At 37.3% G+C, this 18671-nt stretch carries 16 protein-coding genes; 12 read left to right on the forward strand and 4 right to left on the reverse strand.

Going from position 1 to position 18671, the window contains the following annotated elements; all coding sequences use genetic code 11:
* Positions 1-486 precede the first annotated feature (486 nt).
* Positions 487-3192, forward strand: coding sequence for an aconitate hydratase AcnA (gene acnA / locus ACQKII_RS20130; protein ID WP_427462259.1), 2706 nt, complete (start codon positions 487-489; stop codon positions 3190-3192).
* Positions 3193-3464: 272 nt separating this feature from the next.
* Here acnA and ACQKII_RS20135 read toward each other — a convergent pair whose 3' ends face one another.
* Positions 3465-4055 (reverse strand): DJ-1/PfpI family protein, encoded by a 591-nt coding sequence (locus tag ACQKII_RS20135; RefSeq protein WP_427462260.1) that lies wholly within the window; start codon positions 4053-4055, stop codon positions 3465-3467.
* Positions 4056-4199: 144 nt separating this feature from the next.
* Here ACQKII_RS20135 and ACQKII_RS20140 point away from each other — a divergent pair, with 144 nt between their 5' ends.
* The 3 genes from ACQKII_RS20140 to ACQKII_RS20150 all read left to right on the forward strand — a co-directional run bounded on the left by ACQKII_RS20140 (position 4200) and on the right by ACQKII_RS20150 (position 6163).
* A complete protein-coding gene (locus tag ACQKII_RS20140) occupies positions 4200-4643 on the forward strand; it encodes an Lrp/AsnC family transcriptional regulator (RefSeq protein ID WP_427462261.1) in 444 nt (147 codons plus the stop codon).
* Between the two features lie 64 nt (positions 4644-4707).
* On the forward strand, positions 4708-5226 hold the full coding sequence (locus tag ACQKII_RS20145) for a sigma-70 family RNA polymerase sigma factor (RefSeq protein ID WP_427462262.1): 519 nt from the start codon (positions 4708-4710) through the stop codon (positions 5224-5226).
* Positions 5219-6163, forward strand: a complete 945-nt coding sequence (locus ACQKII_RS20150) for a hypothetical protein (RefSeq protein ID WP_427462263.1) — start codon at positions 5219-5221, stop codon at positions 6161-6163. The genes ACQKII_RS20145 and ACQKII_RS20150 overlap by 8 nt, the downstream gene beginning before the upstream one ends.
* Before the next feature lie 491 nt (positions 6164-6654).
* On the opposite strand, the gene ACQKII_RS20155 is transcribed toward ACQKII_RS20150, so the two are convergent.
* Positions 6655-7257 (reverse strand): LysE/ArgO family amino acid transporter, encoded by a 603-nt coding sequence (locus tag ACQKII_RS20155; protein ID WP_427462264.1) that lies wholly within the window; start codon positions 7255-7257, stop codon positions 6655-6657.
* A gap of 100 nt (positions 7258-7357) precedes the next feature.
* On the opposite strand from ACQKII_RS20155, the gene ACQKII_RS20160 reads away from it, so the two are divergent.
* The 4 genes from ACQKII_RS20160 (at position 7358) to ACQKII_RS20175 (ending at position 12087) form a co-directional block, all read left to right on the forward strand.
* Positions 7358-8818, forward strand: a complete 1461-nt coding sequence (locus ACQKII_RS20160; protein ID WP_427462265.1) for a PLP-dependent aminotransferase family protein — start codon at positions 7358-7360, stop codon at positions 8816-8818.
* A gap of 221 nt (positions 8819-9039) precedes the next feature.
* A complete protein-coding gene (locus ACQKII_RS20165; RefSeq protein WP_427462266.1) occupies positions 9040-9570 on the forward strand; it encodes an RNA polymerase sigma factor in 531 nt (176 codons plus the stop codon).
* Positions 9560-10597 (forward strand): DUF4179 domain-containing protein, encoded by a 1038-nt coding sequence (locus ACQKII_RS20170; protein ID WP_427462267.1) that lies wholly within the window; start codon positions 9560-9562, stop codon positions 10595-10597. Before ACQKII_RS20165 ends, ACQKII_RS20170 begins: the two co-directional genes overlap by 11 nt.
* A gap of 314 nt (positions 10598-10911) precedes the next feature.
* A complete protein-coding gene (locus ACQKII_RS20175; RefSeq protein ID WP_427462299.1) occupies positions 10912-12087 on the forward strand; it encodes an oxalate decarboxylase family bicupin in 1176 nt (391 codons plus the stop codon).
* Between the two features lie 55 nt (positions 12088-12142).
* Here ACQKII_RS20175 and ACQKII_RS20180 read toward each other — a convergent pair whose 3' ends face one another.
* A complete protein-coding gene (locus tag ACQKII_RS20180; protein WP_427462268.1) occupies positions 12143-13294 on the reverse strand; it encodes an MFS transporter in 1152 nt (383 codons plus the stop codon).
* Between the two features lie 97 nt (positions 13295-13391).
* Between ACQKII_RS20180 and yeiL the strand changes: the two genes are divergently transcribed.
* Positions 13392-14057, forward strand: coding sequence for a transcriptional regulator YeiL (gene yeiL, locus ACQKII_RS20185; protein ID WP_427462269.1), 666 nt, complete (start codon positions 13392-13394; stop codon positions 14055-14057).
* A gap of 289 nt (positions 14058-14346) precedes the next feature.
* A complete protein-coding gene (locus tag ACQKII_RS20190; protein ID WP_427462270.1) occupies positions 14347-14703 on the forward strand; it encodes a phosphoadenosine phosphosulfate sulfotransferase in 357 nt (118 codons plus the stop codon).
* Positions 14704-14895: 192 nt separating this feature from the next.
* Here the strand turns inward: ACQKII_RS20190 and ACQKII_RS20195 are convergent, their stop codons facing one another.
* On the reverse strand, positions 14896-15216 hold the full coding sequence (locus ACQKII_RS20195) for a hypothetical protein (protein WP_427462271.1): 321 nt from the start codon (positions 15214-15216) through the stop codon (positions 14896-14898).
* Positions 15217-15510: 294 nt separating this feature from the next.
* Here ACQKII_RS20195 and ACQKII_RS20200 point away from each other — a divergent pair, with 294 nt between their 5' ends.
* Entirely contained in the window at positions 15511-16491 is a 981-nt protein-coding gene (locus tag ACQKII_RS20200; RefSeq protein WP_427462272.1) for a diaminopimelate dehydrogenase, read from the forward strand.
* A gap of 260 nt (positions 16492-16751) precedes the next feature.
* Complete coding sequence (locus tag ACQKII_RS20205; RefSeq protein ID WP_427462273.1) at positions 16752-18308, forward strand: methyl-accepting chemotaxis protein; 1557 nt, start codon at positions 16752-16754, stop codon at positions 18306-18308.
* Positions 18309-18671: the final 363 nt, after the last annotated feature.

Consider the following 18671-nt stretch of genomic DNA (forward strand, 5'->3'; position numbering starts at 1 on the left):
TAATGAGGTGTCTTATGGAAATTCAATTTCTTGAAAAACAATTAAAAGCGATTGCAGATTGAGTGACTTTCTTCTATTTTAATAAATCATTATTACCTCTCCTTGTTAACTAATCAAATTTTGAATTGTTGTTGGTTTGTGTCCTTATGCTAACATATAGTACGTACCTGTCCGGTATGATTTTATAAGTTCAGATCATTTTTTTAGTGGGGGACAATTTTTGAAAAACATACGTGTACCTCAGTTAGAAACATTTAAAAACATTTAAATCTATAGGTGTAGAATAATTGTTTTCTGCACAACCTTTATGTTATGGGCTTCTCAAAATTAAAAAATATAAGATGGAGTGTAGGGTGATAAGAAATTCTTATTGAAAAAGATAATATTAATGTAATTTACTTATGAATATAAATGAGTTATCATGGGAATTGGAGAAAAGATGCTTTACATAGGCCTTTTCAAAAAGATATTTAGGGGGATCCGCAAATGGCACAAGGTAATTTACACAACAGCCGCGCATCATTCGAAGTTAATGGTAAAACTTATAACTATTTTGACTTAGCTGCGATTGAAAAAGCTGGCGTTGCAAAAGTTTCAAACCTTCCTTACTCAATCAAAGTATTATTAGAATCTGTTTTACGTCAATATGATGCATACGTTATCAAAGAAGAACACGTAAACGAATTAGCAAAATGGGGTAATGGCGCTAATCCAGAAGCAGAAGTACCATTCAAACCATCTCGCGTTGTATTACAAGACTTTACTGGTGTACCAGTAGTAGTTGACCTTGCTTCTCTTCGTTCAGCAATGAAAGAAATGGGCGGAGACGCTAGCAAAATCAACCCTGCTATTCCAGTTGACCTTGTAATTGACCACTCAGTACAAGTTGACAAATATGGTAACGCAGCTGCATTACAAGCTAATATGGACCTTGAATTCGAACGTAACGCTGAGCGTTATAACTTCTTAAAATGGGCTCAAACTGCTTATGATAATTTCCGTGCTGTACCACCAGCAACTGGTATCGTTCACCAAGTAAACTTAGAGTACTTAGCTCCAGTTGTACACGTAAACGAAAATGCTGATGGCACATTCGAAACATTCCCAGACTCAGTAGTAGGTACTGACTCACATACAACAATGATCAACGGTCTTGGCGTTCTTGGATGGGGCGTTGGTGGTATCGAAGCTGAAGCAGGTATGCTTGGCCAACCATCTTACTTCCCAATTCCTGAAGTTATCGGTGTTAAATTAGTAGGCGATCTTCCAAACGGAACAACTGCTACTGACTTAGCATTAAAAGTAACGCAAGTATTACGTCAACGTGGCGTAGTTGGTAAATTCGTTGAGTTCTTCGGACCTGGCGTAACTAAATTACCACTAGCTGACCGTGCAACAATCTCAAACATGGCGCCTGAATACGGTGCTACATGTGGTTTCTTCGCAATCGATGAAGAGTCACTTAACTACATGCGTTTAACTGGTCGTGAAGAAGAGCACATCGCGGTTGTAGAAGCTTACTTAAAAGCTAACCACATGTTCTTTGACCCATCATTAGAGCCAGTTTACACAGACGTTTTAGAAGTAAACTTAGCTGAAATTGAACCAAACCTTTCTGGTCCTAAACGTCCACAAGACTTAATTCCACTATCTGAAATGCGTTCTCGTTACAAAGAAGCAGTAGTGGCTCCACAAGGTACGCAAGGTTTCGGTTTAACAGAAAACGAATTCACAAAAACTTCTGTAGCTAAATTTGCTGAAGGCGATGTAGAAATCCCAACAGGTGCTGTAGCAATCGCTGCTATCACTTCTTGTACAAATACATCTAACCCATACGTATTAATCGCTGCTGGTTTAGTTGCGAAAAAAGCTGTAGAAAAAGGTCTAACTGTACCTAAATGGGTAAAAACTTCTTTAGCACCAGGTTCAAAAGTAGTAACTGGTTACCTAGAAGATTCAGGTTTACAAACTTACCTTGACCAAATTGGTTTCAACACTGTAGGTTATGGTTGTACAACATGTATCGGTAACTCAGGTCCATTACTTCCTGAAATCGAAGATGCTATCAAAGAGAATGACTTATTCGTAACTTCTGTACTTTCAGGTAACCGTAACTTCGAAGGTCGTGTACACCCACTTGTAAAAGCTAACTACTTAGCTTCACCACCACTTGTTGTTGCTTATGCACTTGCTGGTACAGTGGATGTTGACCTACAAAAAGATTCATTCGGTAAAGACAAAGATGGCAACGAAGTATTCTTCGCTGATATCTGGCCTTCAACTGAAGAAGTTAACGCAGTATTAGGTACTGTCGTTAACCGTGAATTATTCCAAAAAGAATACGAAACTGTATTCACAGCAAACGAAGCTTGGAATGCAATTGAAACATCAACTGAGTCTCTTTACACATTTGATGACAAATCAACTTACATCCAAAACCCACCATTCTTCCAAGGTCTTGCTAAAGAGCCAGAAGCTATCAAAGGCTTAAACGACCTACGTATCATGGCGAGGTTCGGTGACTCAATTACAACTGACCATATTTCTCCAGCTGGTGCAATCGGTAAAGATACACCTGCAGGTAAATATTTACTTGAAAACGGTGTTGCAATCCGTGACTTCAACTCATACGGTTCTCGTCGTGGTAACCACGAAGTAATGATGCGTGGTACATTTGCAAACATCCGTATCCGTAACCAAGTTGCTCCTGGTACAGAAGGTGGATTCACTACTTACTGGCCAACAGGCGAAGTAGAGTACATCTATGACGCATGTATGAAATACCAAGAGCAAGGTACTGGCTTAGTAGTACTTGCGGGTAACGATTACGGTATGGGTTCTTCTCGTGACTGGGCTGCGAAAGGTACATTCCTACTTGGCGTGAAAACTGTTATCGCACAATCTTACGAGCGTATCCACCGTTCTAACCTAGTAATGATGGGTGTTCTTCCTTTACAATACTTAAACGGTGAATCTGCTGATTCTCTAGGTTTAACTGGTAAAGAAGAAATCTCTGTAAACATTACTGATAATGTAAAACCACGTGATATCCTAACAGTAACTGCTAAATCTGAAGACGGTACAGTTAAAACTTTCCAAGCTTTAGCTCGTTTCGACTCAGAAGTAGAAGTAGACTACTACCGTCACGGTGGTATCCTACAAATGGTTCTTCGCGCGAAAGCTGCAGAGTAATCATTGAAATAAAAAACCGATCTCTTAGGAGGTCGGTTTTTTTATTTGTTCAAGAAACTATAGATTTTTAAGTTGTGGATAACCAAGGGCATAGTTTTCGTCTAGGCTAAAGCGCTACATCCTCGAGGTCGCTTCGATCCCTCGGGCAAAAGTGGTGGAGCACTTACTTTTGCTTCGGGCTCTCCAGCGCTTGTCGGATGTAAACGAGCGCTTTAGCGCATTTGTTCTTAAGCTTACACCATAATAGCGCTTCTTAGCGTAGATGCATCCATTTAAAATGAATGAAAGCCCATTAAATCTTTAACTTTTTCTGTATTTTCAATTGAAGTCAGTATTTCAAGTAATCGGAACGCGACTTCAAATGCAGTTCCGGGATTCGATGATGTAATAATATGTTCAGTTTGGACGAGTCGTTCATTGACGATTTCTGCGCCATAGGATTGTAGCTGTTCTAATCTTTTACTTGTAGGATGATTGTAGGTAGTCGCCTTTCGATTATGTAGAATGCCGCTATGTCCTAACGTTAGCGAAGCTACACAAATAGTAGCAATAGGTTTTTTGTGCTCGTCAAAATGACGGATGACTTGCTGAAATTCTTCACTAAACGCATCCTCATAAAATCCTGCTTCTTCAAAGCCTCCAGGAATCGCTAATGCATCGAAGTCCTCTAATGCAATATCGTGGAGTAATTTTTCAGGTGTTACTTTGAAATTCCATGTACATTGTAATTGTTCATGCAACCCAACTGATATGACCTCCGTCGTCCCATCGCCTTCCCATTTATTCCAGCCTAGTACATCTGTAAAAACGCTTGCTTCCACAGCCTCAAAGCCATTTGCTAATAGTAATAATATTTTTGTCATGTGTTTTTGCCTCCTTCATTGCTTAGCTTTATTGTAATAAAACCTAATTAAGATAAACAGAAGGTAAAGTACGTATTTTACTCAAATTCCTTTATAATAAAAGGAAATATTGTGTTTTTAATTAATGAAAAAAGGTGGATACAGATGGATCAAATTGATACTGAAATTTTAATGCAATTGCAGCGAAATGCCAAAATCTCGATGAAGGAATTAGCGGCAAAGGTTCATTTATCATCTCCTGCAGTTATTGAACGCGTCAAAAAGCTAGAGGAGCAGGGGGCTATTGAGGGATATAACGCTAAGGTTAATTTGAAAAAAATGAATCGTTCTATACAAGCCATAATTTTATTTAAATCCATTGATTGTAAAAGTCTTTCAAATTTTTGTCATGCGCATCCTGATGTCCTTGAATGTTATCGGGTAGCAGGCGAAATTAGTTATATTGTTAAAATTGCTACTTATTCAGTGGAAACATTAGAGCGTTTTATCGATGAGGCAATGCCTTTTGGTACACCTTCCACGAATATTGTGTTGTCTTCAGCAAAAAAGGCTGTGATTGCACCTTTTTCTGAAGAAAATTTTGAATAAATGACAAAAAAAGCAAACCTCTAATTCATGAGCGCCGTTTATAGGACAGAGAGGGGGAGAGACATTGCTACAAGTTAAAGAACTTGAAGAAATAATGGAATTACATACGGAGCGACTTATTCGCCTTGCCTACTATTATGTGAAGGATTTACAAAGTGCGGAAGATATTGTCCAAGATGTGTTCATTAAATTTTACGATAAACAACATAATTACGAGGAACGTGGTGAGTTAAAGGCCTATTTATCAAAGCTCGTGATTAACAAAAGTAAAGATTACTTACGTAGTTGGACTTATCGTAAAATACAAGTCCAACAAAAGATTTTTGCCAAGCAAGTTGTCATAAGAAGAGACATGCTTGTACAACAGGATGAACAAAGCATTATCGAAAAAGCCATCTTAGCACTACCATTAAAACAACGTGAGGTTCTGATTTATTTTTATTTTGAGGAAATGCCTGTCGTTGAAATAGCACAGCTTTTAAGTATTCCTGAGAGTACAGTGAAGACACGATTACGTCGCGGACGAGAACTACTAAAGCCAAAGCTAGAACATATTGAGTGGGAGGTGCTTTTACATGAGTAAATATGGGGTGGAGATTTTAAAGGATTTAAGAGAAAGCAAAAAGCGTGTTATGACCAATGTGGTACAGCATATAGAACTACGCCAAAACAAAAAAAAATCTTGGCGTTGGCAATATAGTGTACTGACAATCATCTTTACTGCATGTATTGGCTTGTTTTTCTATACACAATTCAATGAAACAAATCTTGTAACATCACAAGAAGTTGATATTCTAAATGAAGATGAACTAACTACGATGCTAAAAGCTCATAACGTTAAAAGTAAAGAGTCGCGTAATTCAGTTTTTCAAACCCTGTTAGAAATCAATGCTTATTATGCATATGCTTTAAGTAAAGGCATCACACTAGATAAAGCTACAATAGACGAATGGGTTAGTAAAAAGGATCTGGAGAAAGATACCAATTTTCACAAAACGCTTGCCAAATTAGAAATAACAGAAGATGAGTTTTATGAAAAATATCTTACACCTATTAACATCAAGGTTGGGGCTCGAAACAAATTATTACAAGATTATTATAAGAAATATGAGGACTCTTTTCAGCTTCATGCTTATCTTGATGTGAAGACACAAGCAATGGACTACTTCACTTCTCAGTATAAGGAAAAAATTGCATATCTAGAAGAAAAATATCAATTGTCATCTAATCCTACTAATGCGGACTCTTTCAGCAAGCAGTATAAATTCGGCCAAATCGTAGCAGTGGAGGGAGACCGTTTCTTAGTTGTTTCAGGAGCATTAGAAGAAGAGATAAGTCACTTACCCTATACAGAAATTATTGAAAAAAAACAAAATGGTGTATGGTTTCCACTACATGGTGTAGAAGATAAAATTGCTATCGGCAAGCAGGTGAATATCACATATACTATGAAAGATGACACAATTTCACAAGGCTATGATTTCGCTGCAAATTTGGATGAAATTGAAATGATTGAGTAATTGGCATATATACATGATCAGAACAGCTTGTTACTAGATGACTTACGATTCGAGCAAAACAGCACAATCGATACATTTATTCATACTGAACTATTTAACGAAAAAGTGACAATTTATTTCATACTGTAATGAGTGGCGAGACAAGATTTAGAAAAAAGTAAGAAATAGTGAGTGAACAGGGGGGCAGGGGGCGAACGCTCGAGTTGGGGCCACAAACGCTCTGGTCTGCTGCAGAAACGCTCAGGTAAGGTCGACTAACGCTCAGGTTGGGCCCACGAACGCTCAGGTCTGCTGGAGTAACGCTCAGGTAAGGTCGGCTAACGCTCGGGTCTGCTGGAGTAACGCTCAGGTTGGGCCCACGAACGCTCGGGTCTGCCCAAGTAACGCTCGGGTCTACTACAGGATAGACTCGGGTCTCCGAAACAAAGCGAGTATAAGCATGGAAATCAACCTTTAGATAGAACAAAACCTTACTGTTAAACCCTATAATTTTACAGTAAGCCACTCAGTAAATAGATGGCCGTAGCCCAGATAAAGACCGCTGAGCATTTGTTGAAGACATTCATGAGCTTCCCCGAGCTGTCGATTTTTTTGAGCGAAGCTCCTGCAAATGTGAGACCAAAAAACCATAGCCAAGAAATAAGGATACACGCCGAAGTGAAGATAATTTGCTCAGTACCACTGTACTTTAAGGCACTTGTCCCAATAACGCCAATCGTGTCCAAAATAGCATGAGGATTTAATAGGGATACAGAGAGTGCAAACAAAATTTGTTTTTTGACTGGAAGAGCCTCGCTATTTACAGTTTTAGTCGGGTTGGATTGCCAAATGGCATAGCCCATATACAACAAGAAGAGGATGCCAATAGTCATTAGGGCAATGCGTAGCCATTCAAATTGCAACACAATAATAGATAAGCCAAAAACCGCAAGCAATATCAGTAATGTATCGCAAAGTGCTGCGGTGATGCTTGCAGGTAAGGCACGAACTAAACGTCGTTGTGTGGCACCTTGTGAAAAAACGAAAACGTTTTGCACACCTAAAGGCAAAATAAGTCCAAATGCTAAAATAATACCGTGAATAAATGCTTCCAAAAAGTATCTCTCCTTTCATTCTTCATTTTAGTTGTGCTATAACTAAAAGAAAACGACCAATTGGATGGTTTTTTACCCAACCAATTTAAGAGGTGACTACATGAGCTGGCAACCAACAAGACAGGGAGAACAAACATTACAACAACAAATTGCGACATGGATTACAGAACATATTGAGCGAGGCGATTGGGTTGCTGGCACAAAGCTGCCAACACAGCGGCAGCTTGCCATGCAATTTGGCGTAAATCGAAGTACAGTTCAGCAAGCACTAGAGGAGTTAAAGGCAGCTGGGATACTGGAAGCGAAGGTGGGTTCAGGTATTTACGTAGCGCATAATTCATGGCATACACTGATTAAACTAACCCAACCAAATTGGCAAACTTATATTGATACAAGTCTTCATAAGCCGAATTATCATACCATTCAAGTCATCAACGAATACGAACAGCGCGATGATATCATTCGATTAGGTACAGGAGAGTTAGCACCAAGTTTATTGCCAAGTGCCGAAATTGAAGCGTCATTGAAGGAGCTTTCCTTACAGCCTAAAACTTTAGGTTATTCATCTCCGCAAGGCAATCTCTGGCTCCGAGAAGCGATTTGTGACTACGTGAAAAAAAGAGGAATTCATGCACAGCCACAAAATGTTTGTATCGTTTCAGGTGCACTTCAAGCATTACAACTCATTGCGGTTGGCCTGCTTGAGCAAGGTTCAATTGTTTTTCAAGATAAAACGTCATACTTAAATTCAGTCCATCCTTTTCAATCTGTAGGTATGCAAATGATGGCTATCGATCGTGATGAACAGCTAGCTCAAACATTGGCCCAAAAGAAGAGAAAAAGACAGGCTGTATTTTATGCAGTTCCTACGTTAAATAATCCAACTGGCGGCGTTTGGACGACGCGAGAAAAAAAGCAGCTTTATGAAACATGCAAACAGGCGCGTATTCCGATTATTGAGGATGACGTATATCACGAATTGCTCTTTGATGAAGTAACAGCCCCTATTAAAGCAATGGATGACAGTGGGCAAGTTCTGTACATTGGGAGTGTCTCGAAAACACTTAGTCCTGGACTACGCATTGGCTGGTTAATAGGACCAACAACCGTCATTGAACGGTTAGCGGATATAAAAATGCAAACGGATTATGGCTCAAGTGCAATCTCCCAAGAAATTGTATTACATTGGCTACAATCTGGAAAATACGAAAAATACATCGTAAGCTTACGCCAACGATTACAACAAAGAGCAGATTATGTAGAGACTATTTTAAGAGAGCAATTCTGTGATATTGCTGAATGGGAGAAGCCAAAAGGAGGCTTCTATATTTGGCTAAAATTTTATGCGCCAATCGTTGATAAAGAGTTATTTACCAAGCTATTGCATCGACTAGTACTAATAAATCCGGGTTATATCTACGATCCACAAGATACCCAACACATTCGCCTATCGTATGCTTATGCAACAAATGAAGAGTTAAAGGCTGGCTTACAAATATTACATGAGCACGTGCTTGAAGCGGTTGTAAAACGTAATAAAGAAAAACGATTTGAGGCATAACCTTAACCGCAACATACTCATTTTATAGATAAAGCGGCCAACAATAATTGAAGACAAACATATCTCGTGATTTATTATAAGCTGTTTGACACATTGGTGTGATCAATATGTCAAACAGCTTTTTCTGTGAAATTATAAAATCATTTTATTCAATGCAACCAATCGATACTCTGCCTTATCTAATATATTGAAAAACAAAAAAATCGTAGGGGGGTGCAAAAATGGAATCACTAAAAGCCTTAGTCAAAAAAGCAAAAAAGGGAGATGGAGATGCATTTGTTTCACTTGTAAAGCAATATGAAGATGTATTGTACAGAATGGCAAGTAGGTTGTTAAACAATGATGAAGATGTAGCTGATGCTATGCAGGACGCTATTATTTCAGCTTATGAAAAATTACATACGCTAAAAAATGAGGAATACTTCAATACTTGGATTTGTAAAATTTTGATAAACAAATGTAATAGCTTGCTCAACAAGCATAAGAATGTTTCTGTGATAGATGAGAAGTTAATTCTTCAACAGAGGGATAATGAATTCCAGAAAATAGAACTAGAAGATGCCCTTAATAGTTTAAACGAAGTCTATAGATTAGTACTTATTTTATATTATATTGTGGGATTAAATGTGAAAGAAATTAGTGAGTGTTTAAAGGAGCCAGAAGGAACTATTAAATCCAGACTTTCTAGGGCTAAGTCGATATTGAGAAACAACTATTATAAAAAGGAAGGAGTGATCGTATATGAAAAATGAATTTGAAAAAGAGTTAAAACACATTATGAATGAAGAAAAAGAAATGCCTGTGAAGGTGAGGGAATCTCTAGATCAATCCTATGCTATTATTCGAGCTAAATCACAGAAGAAAAAAGGCAATCTCATTTGGAAAAGGATAGCTACTGTAGCTTGCGCACTAATCGTTACTTGTGTAGTCCTTACAAATGAACAGGTTATGGCTGGTATTCATGCGTTCTTTAACTTTGGTGATAAAGGAGTAAACCGTGCTGTAACTGAAGGGTTCACGCAAGAAGATAATAGTATAGCTACCGATCAAAATATTAAAATAACACTAGAACGACATTTTTCCGACACAAATAAAATAGGAATGAGTTTTCAATTAGTATTTGAAGACCCTGCAGTTCTGAATAATATTAGTGAAATTTCAATGGATTATCGCTTGAAAAATGGAGATGGGGAGTATATAGAAGAATTTCTTCCAGACACAAAACCTTTGAAAGGCGATAACAGCTATATGTCAGGTCTTGACTATCATACGTCAATTTTGGACTCGAGGACGGGACAAGTTCAATTTGATGTCTTAATGGATTCCCACAAAGGCATTATTCCTGCTTTAAAAGATGCAATGATAGAAATCGAAAGTATAAATCTTTTTTACAGTATTGGAGAGCTTAAAAAAATTGATGGGACATGGCACTTACCAGTAGACAACACATTTAAAGACCAAACCAATTCAATAATCGAGTATGTCATGAATGATACATCGTCGATCATTCATGTGTCTTCGGCTAAAGCAAATCCAACATCAACAAATGTAATATTTTCAGTTAATGACATATATCAAAATGAAAATACGTTTGCTCATCATATGAAAATCGTTGATGAAGATGGCAATGAATATCAGTCAAATAGTGGCTTTAGTATGGAAATAAAGAATAATAAAACAATTATTTCAACAAACTTCCCAATCACCTCGTATAATAATTCTAAAAAACTTATATTCATTGTAGAGGGGGTAGGAGAAGCAGAACTCCTTAAAAAATAGTCATTAAACAATTTGTGTATAGAAGTATTCTTCTGAATAGATATATTAGTTCAAATAAGCCTCGATTGATCCATATGGATGAGTTGAGGCTTATTTATGGATTCACCGAGAACACTTGTGACTTAAGTCGTGAGAGGTTTATTACATAGCAACAGCGGCTACTTGCCCGCTAGTATGCCAGAATGAATGGCATAGCCATTAAAGAAATAGAATAATTCACCGCTAGATTCCATACATTTTTAAATGAGTGTTGTTAAATGCCCAACGACTGTGTTAGCTACCGATAAGATAAAAGAGGTGATTAATTGGAGGAAATGCCACAAGGCTATTATTATCCACCACAGCCCATTCGAGCTGATGGTGCTGGTGGCGTCGATAAAGGACCGAGAGATATTATGAGGGATATGCAAAATCCTGATATGTTAGTCCCTCCTAAAACAGATGCTGGACTTATTCCAAATCTAAGATTTTCTTATTCTGATGCCCATATGACATTAAATAAGGGCGGTTGGTCTCGAGAAATTACCGCTCGGGAGCTTCCTATCGCCACAACATTGGCAGGCGTCAATATGAGCTTGACGCCTGGTGGAGTACGTGAACTTCATTGGCATCAACAAGCAGAGTGGTCTTATATGCTACTTGGGCATGCGCGAATAACCGCGGTAGATCAAAATGGCCATAATTTTATTGCCGATATCGGACCCGGTGACTTATGGTATTTTCCACCAGGAATTCCGCATTCCATTCAGGGTCTCGAAGATGGCTGTGAATTTCTACTAGTGTTTGACGATGGGAATTTTTCAGATCTTAACACGCTTTCTATATCTGATTGGTTTGCCCATACGCCTAAAGGTGTACTGTCATCAAATTTTGGCGTTCCGATTAACGCCTTTAATCATATCCCAACTGAACAGGTATATATTTATCAAGACAAGGTACCTGGACCTATCGAAACGCAGACAATTCAATCACCGTATGGCAAAGTTCCTCAAAGCTTCAAACACCGACTGCTTGCACAACCACCTCTTAAAACAACCGGTGGAAGTGTAAGAATTGTTGATTCTTCAAACTTTCCTATTTCAAAAAATATAGCTGCCGCTCTTGTTGAGGTTGAGCCCGGTGCAATGCGAGAAATGCATTGGCATCCCAATAATGATGAATGGCAATATTATCTAAAAGGAAAAGGACGTATGACAGTGTTTGCAGCTAACGGTACTGCTAGAACATTTGATTATCGTGCAGGGGATGTAGGCTATGTGCCATTCGCAAACGGTCATTATATTGAGAACACCGGAACTGAAACATTATGGTTCCTCGAAATATTTAAAAGTGATCGTTTTCAAGATGTCTCGTTAAATCAATGGATGGCTTTAACCCCATCAGAGCTCGTACAAAGCAATTTATGCGTTGGAGCTGAACTCCTAAATGTTTTGAGAAAGGAAAAGTGGCCAGTTGTCAAATATCCTGGATTTTCTTATTATCCTAGGTGAGCATAGAAAAGCAGGTGGAAGAAGACAAATTGTCTTTTCCCACCTGCATATTTCTTTAAAATTTATAGTTATTTCTAGTAACCAGCAAGATACCGATTGCTGGAACTGTACAAATAAGCATAGCTGCAAATGATAGTCCTGGCGAAATTTCATATAAATAGCCACCTAAAAACGTCAGGATTGCGGTACTTAATCCCATCGCTAATGCAGAATAGAGTCCCTGTGCATTCGGAATTTGTTCTTTCGGCAAGTTTTTCGTTAAATAGCGGATAAAAGCAAAGTGTGCAAGCGCGAATGATAGCGCATGTAATGTTTGGGAGCCAATAAACACCCAGACATTTGGGAATAAATAAATAAGTAACCAGCGTAAGGAAGACCCACTTGCCGCTAATAGTAACAAGGAGGAAGAACGCCATTTCGTAAATAGTGTATCTGCCTTCATGAAATATAAGATTTCACAAATCACGGCGATGTTAATAATCATCCCCATATAGAATGGATCAACCTGTAAATCCTCTAAATAGATATAGCCATAGCTGTAATACGAGGCATGTGCACCTTGTAGTAAAATGACGATAAACAAAACAATTGGAAAACCTTTAATCTGCCATAATGTTTTCATGGACAGGGATTTAGCTCGTTGCTCTTTTGTAGGTACAACAAGTAATTCTTTCGGTGTCGCTAATTGCTGCATCAACAGCATACCAATAAGACCGATAATCATGCTCCAAAAGATTACGTTTTTACCAAAAACGCCTGTTAGCATACTGATAATTAGCACTGCTATAACGAAACCGAATGAACCATAAGAGCGGCTTTTACCATAGTGTACATTGCCATGCTGCACAAGCGTTGCTGCACTACTTTCAACGGCAGGTAAAAGAGCAGGATAAAATACACTAAATAAAATTGTCACAATAAGGAGCATGATGAAACTTGTACTCGGTATGTAAAGTAATGTTGTCATCAAAGCACCAACTGCCAAAATCGTAATAAGTCGTTTATTGTGTACATATTTTGCAAGCGTTGGGAAGAAAAAAAGATTGGAAGTGGCCCTTGCTAAAAGACCACAGCCCATTACAACGCTTGCCTGAGAGACCGTTAGATGTTTGGCATCCACTAGCCAGCCAGTCCAATAAGGTAAGAAAATACCCCAGGTAATGAAAAAAGTAAAGAAATTTTGAGAAAGCCATCGTTGATTGTTCATAAAATTATGTACCTCCATTAACTATGTTGAATGATAGCACGATAGTCGTTACAATAATGTGAGATATCTCATATTTTAAATAGGGGAGAATAAAAAAATGCAAATACTGACAGGTGAAGTACGCCAATATTATATAGAAAAATATCCGATTAATGATTTTTTCTCCTTCAACATCTATCCTTTTTTAGAAGTCTGCCAATTTGACAAAGGAGAATGGATTTTTAAAGAAGGATCATACCCAGATACGATGTATTACATGATAGAGGGGAAAACGAAGCTCTATATGACACATAAGAATGGCAAGGTTTCGCTCATTGAATATTTGGAAGCACCACGTTTTATGGGGGAAATTGAATTGCTTAATGAGGCTAGATATACCAAGGGGATTCAAACGGTGACAACAACAATTTGTCTGTCAATTGCCACACAGGCATGCAAAGAAAAGCTACTCGCAGATGCACTTTTTTTACGTAGAATATGTGTTTTTTTAGGGGAAAAGGCTACTACTATGACTTCTAAATACACACAAAATCAGGCATATCCACTGGAAAACCGGCTTGCTGCTTTTATACAGTTATCATCCGATCAAGGCATCTATAAAGAAAAGCATACGGAAATCTGTGAATATTTAGGGGTTTCCTATCGACACTTACTATATGTCCTCGCCCAATTTTGTGAAGGTAACATACTGGAAAAGCGAAAGAATGGCTACCACATTATCGATGAGCAGCGTCTTAACCAATTGGCGCAGGAGATTCAATAAAGATGAAGGCTGCTGCGCCCATTATCCTGTTAGATATTCCAGTAGTAGCCTGTCTATAGTATCGTCATAAACATCGTTGTCGATTATTTCAGCTCCTTTTTGATAGTTTTATAAATAGGCTTAATAGCTACTATATTCAATTGAATTATACACATGATTAGAAAAATATGAAAATTGACAATATTTAATATTTTAGTTAGAATGGTATGAAATTTTGTAGATGAGTTCGATTGTGAATAGAGAGTTTTTGAAATTTTTACAATTAAAAATTTTGAAAGGGCGTATTTCAATGAGTTTTAATAAGATTGGCATTTTGATAATCTTCCTCAGTCTTTCATTTTTATCGTCTTGTGCAGGACAAACTTTTTTATTTACTGGAGAAAGTGACAATTGGAGCATACGCTATGAAGTTGAGAAAGCTAAAAGTTGTCAACCAACCACTGGCGCTATTAAATATATCGGAAAGGAACCTATGCCGAAAAGATTAGAGTATTCCTATGAAAGGGCGTCCGGGGATTCGCCATTAAATGAATATGGGGTAGTTACGTTGGCGAAGGGATGTACTTATGCAGTGGAAGATTCGGAGATTGAAGTAATTCTAAAATGGGATAATCAAACGGAAACGGTACCTTTAACAGTAAAATGATCTTGTATCATTTGAAAATTATATTTGTGATAGAAGCCTTTGCATACTTTAAGCCAAGGGTTTTTTTTGCTGCTCCATCACTTTTCTGTTCATAATACCTATTGATGACGTCACCTATATAATAAAACAAGTTTGCTTTATTAATAATGAGGGAAGAAAGAACTAAGACGAACGCCAGATTAAGCACAGACTTCAAACAAAGAAGTCAGGACGAGGCTTGTTATATTCACTTTTTTTAATAAACCAGCGTGCAATTTCCTTGCCACTATGGTAGTAGTCGACCTCATTGACCTTGTGTTTTTTGATGGAGATGCCTAGGGTTTCTTGCATTACGTCAAAAGGTAAAATTCCAATACATAGGTGTTTGTTGGGTGTATAACTTTGGCACTTTACCTTATCTGGAATTAAATTACTGTTTACGCTCTGAGCTTCAGCAGATTTCTGTGCATTACAGAATGTAAATAGTTCCCCTTGTGCCAATGCTGTGCTTGGTGAGTGGCCATTACTTTTCATTCAACATGCCCCCTTTATCATTACTGCTATTGTACAAGACCTAGTGATGAAAAAGTCTTGATTTACAAGGCTTTTACGAAAACTTAATGGTTAGTTCTACACACTTTGTTTATGTGACGCTCAATGTAACCGTATTCATGCCATTGTCGTATTGAAATCATACAAAACTTATATAGTTTATGAAGAAAAACACGTACTCAAACTATTGTGAATTTTTCTAACACGAAGTATTATTGTAATTAGATTTAACGTGAAAATTTTCACAATGTCACGTTAACGTGAGGAGGAATTTTAATGAGTGCAATTCGAGTAGGTATTGTAGGTTATGGAAATTTAGGACGCGGTGTGGAATACGCAATTTCACAAAATCCAGATATGGAATTAGTAGCTGTATTCACTCGTCGTGATCCTTCAACAGTAAGCGTTGCGAGTAACGCAAGCGTATATTTAGTAGATGATGCTGAAAAATTCCAAAATGACATTGATGTAATGATTTTATGTGGTGGCTCTGCAACAGATTTACCAGAGCAAGGACCACACTTTGCACAATGGTTTAATACAATTGACAGTTTTGATACTCATGCGAAAATTCCTGAGTTTTTTGAAGCGGTTGATGCTGTAGCACAAAAATCTGATAAAATATCAGTAATTTCAGTGGGCTGGGATCCAGGTTTATTCTCATTGAATCGTGTACTAGGAGAAGCAGTATTACCTGTAGGCACAACATATACATTCTGGGGCGATGGCTTAAGCCAAGGACACTCAGATGCGGTACGTCGTATTGAAGGCGTAAAAAATGCTGTACAATATACGTTGCCCATTAAAGATGCTGTAGAACGTGTACGTAATGGCGAAAACCCTGAGTTAACAACACGTGAAAAACATGCGCGTGAATGTTGGGTTGTTTTAGAAGAAGGTGCGGATGCGGCAAAAGTTGAGCAAGAAATTGTGACAATGCCAAACTACTTCGACGAGTATAACACAACAGTAAACTTCATTACGGAAGAGGAATTCAAAGCAAACCACACTGGTATGCCACACGGTGGTTTCGTTATTCGCAGTGGTGATAGTGGCGCTAACGATAAACAAATTCTTGAATTCTCGTTAAAACTTGAAAGTAATCCAAACTTCACATCAAGTGTACTTGTAGCCTATGCACGTGCAGCACATCGTTTAAGCCAAAGTGGCGACAAAGGGGCGAAAACAGTATTCGATATTCCATTTGGACTGTTATCACCAAAATCAGCTGCAGAATTACGTAAAGATCTTCTATAATTTATGGTCAAAATCCCCGATTATCAATTAATGATAATCGGGGATTTTTTGTAGTTAAACTATTTTGCATTGGATACTTTCCTTGTCATTGTTTCGGAATGGGTATTTAGACTTCTTTATACACAATGAATCAGTTCAGAGGATTTTATTTATAGGTATAAATAATCTTATGATAATGCCGATAATAGTATGTAAGTTATATAAAAAAGTTAATTATATAACTTATATACTATTATTAAAATGTAAAGGGTGTATTGAAAATGACAAATGAAAAAGTATTGTTGGAGAAAAATAGTTCTATTTTAAAAATTACAAGCGGTGTGGTTGTTCTTGCTATCATTGTATACATGTTACATCATAGATTTAACTTTTTAGAGACACATACACTTTCACTAAACGGTTACATAAATTCATCGTCTTCGTATACGATGACCATATTATTGCTTCTGCTTATACCAATTGTCTTATGTATTGCATCATGGATATTGTTTATCAAAAATAATAAAAGTGAGCACTTACCATTTTTATTAATGTTAACTTTAACATTTGGAAGTATTGCTATTATTGCATCGGGCAATGGTTTAGTCGAATATCATTTCTCAATATTTATGGTAATAGCTTTTATCGGTACATTTCAGAATATTCGTTTAATTTTAGTGAGTACAATTCTTTTTGCCGCCCAACATTTAGTAGGTTATTTTACTATTCCAGAACTAATTTGCGGGACTGCAGATTATTCATTTTCATTATTAATGATCCATGCAATCTTTTTAATTTTAACAAGTATTGCGACTATTATTATTATACTAAAAACACAAAAGAACGAGATATACTTACGTATGCAACAAGAGGCATCTGCTGTTGAATTGCAAAGTTTATTAATGGAATTACAGCATGTGGGCTTAGTTGTAAACGAACATTCAAAGGCGCTTGCAAACGACTCAAAGTTAATGTCTACTGCAAGTCATAATATTACGGGAGCTATTCGAAGCAATGAAGATGATTTAATACGGAGTGCCTCCCAACTCCAACAAGGAGTTACTAAAAACGAGGAGCTTCTAGTTAAATTTACTCATATTCAAGAAAGTGCCAACCAAGTTGCAACTAGAGCAAAGTTTAGTTTACAGCAAGCATCTGCAGGTAGAAAATCTGTTCAGGAAGTTTCTACTCAGATGAAAGTAATAACAATATCAATCGAATCGATTAATGATCTAGTTGTAAAATTAGCCAATCAATCCCAACAAATCAATCAATCCTTACGTGAAATTGAAGATATATCCGAGCAAACAAAACTTCTTGCTTTAAATGCATCAATTGAAGCAGCTCGTGCAGGTGAGCATGGTAAAGGTTTTGCAGTTGTAGCTGGGGAAATTCGCAAGCTTGCTACAAATTCTCAGACTTCCACTTTAGATATCCAAAGTGTGTTACAAAATATCGATCTTCAGGTACATGAAATTGCAGAAAAAATGGAAACCGGTTTGAACGAAATTCATAAAGGAAATAACACAATAATGAACAATGCAGATTTGTTTCATGTCATTTTAAATTCCATGAAGGAAGTAGAGGACGAAATCGAACTTATTTCAGATGCCACACAAGTAGTCGGGAGTCATGCAAGTAAGACAAATAGTATCTTTAGAAGCATATTAGAATCGAATCATGCATCCTTAGAGAGTGTGTCAGTAATTGCAAAAGCTGCACAAGTCCAATATACATCTGCGGAATCTTTAAATCAGGTCATGGATGAGCTACAAACGATGGCGGGTGAATTAAATATACTAATGAAGAAGATTAATATCCAAAAAGTATCGCAATAAAAGCAATTGTGGTCATTGAATTAGGGGGCTTAACGCACATAGCAGGAGATATCTCAAAAATTTTGAGATATCTCCTTATATATTCCCATAGGGTAGAATTCTGTAGTATCACATATAATATATGGTAAACTGTCAATAATTTAACTATATGATGTTTGGAAATGAGAGGTAACTAGGAACTCCGTTCAGAAACCTACTAATCGCCAGTATAATGGGGAGGTTATCATTTAATGACAACAGATATTATTATTCAGTCGAAATGTATTCCACCAAAGCCATCAAATCATTGTATTAGTCGAGCTTTGCTAATGAAAAAGCTAAAAAAGAGTTTTGACCTAACATGCACATTTATCCATAGTGGCG

The organism is Lysinibacillus sp. NPDC048646 (assembly GCF_050272295.1).
GTDB lineage: Bacteria > Bacillota > Bacilli > Bacillales_A > Planococcaceae > Lysinibacillus.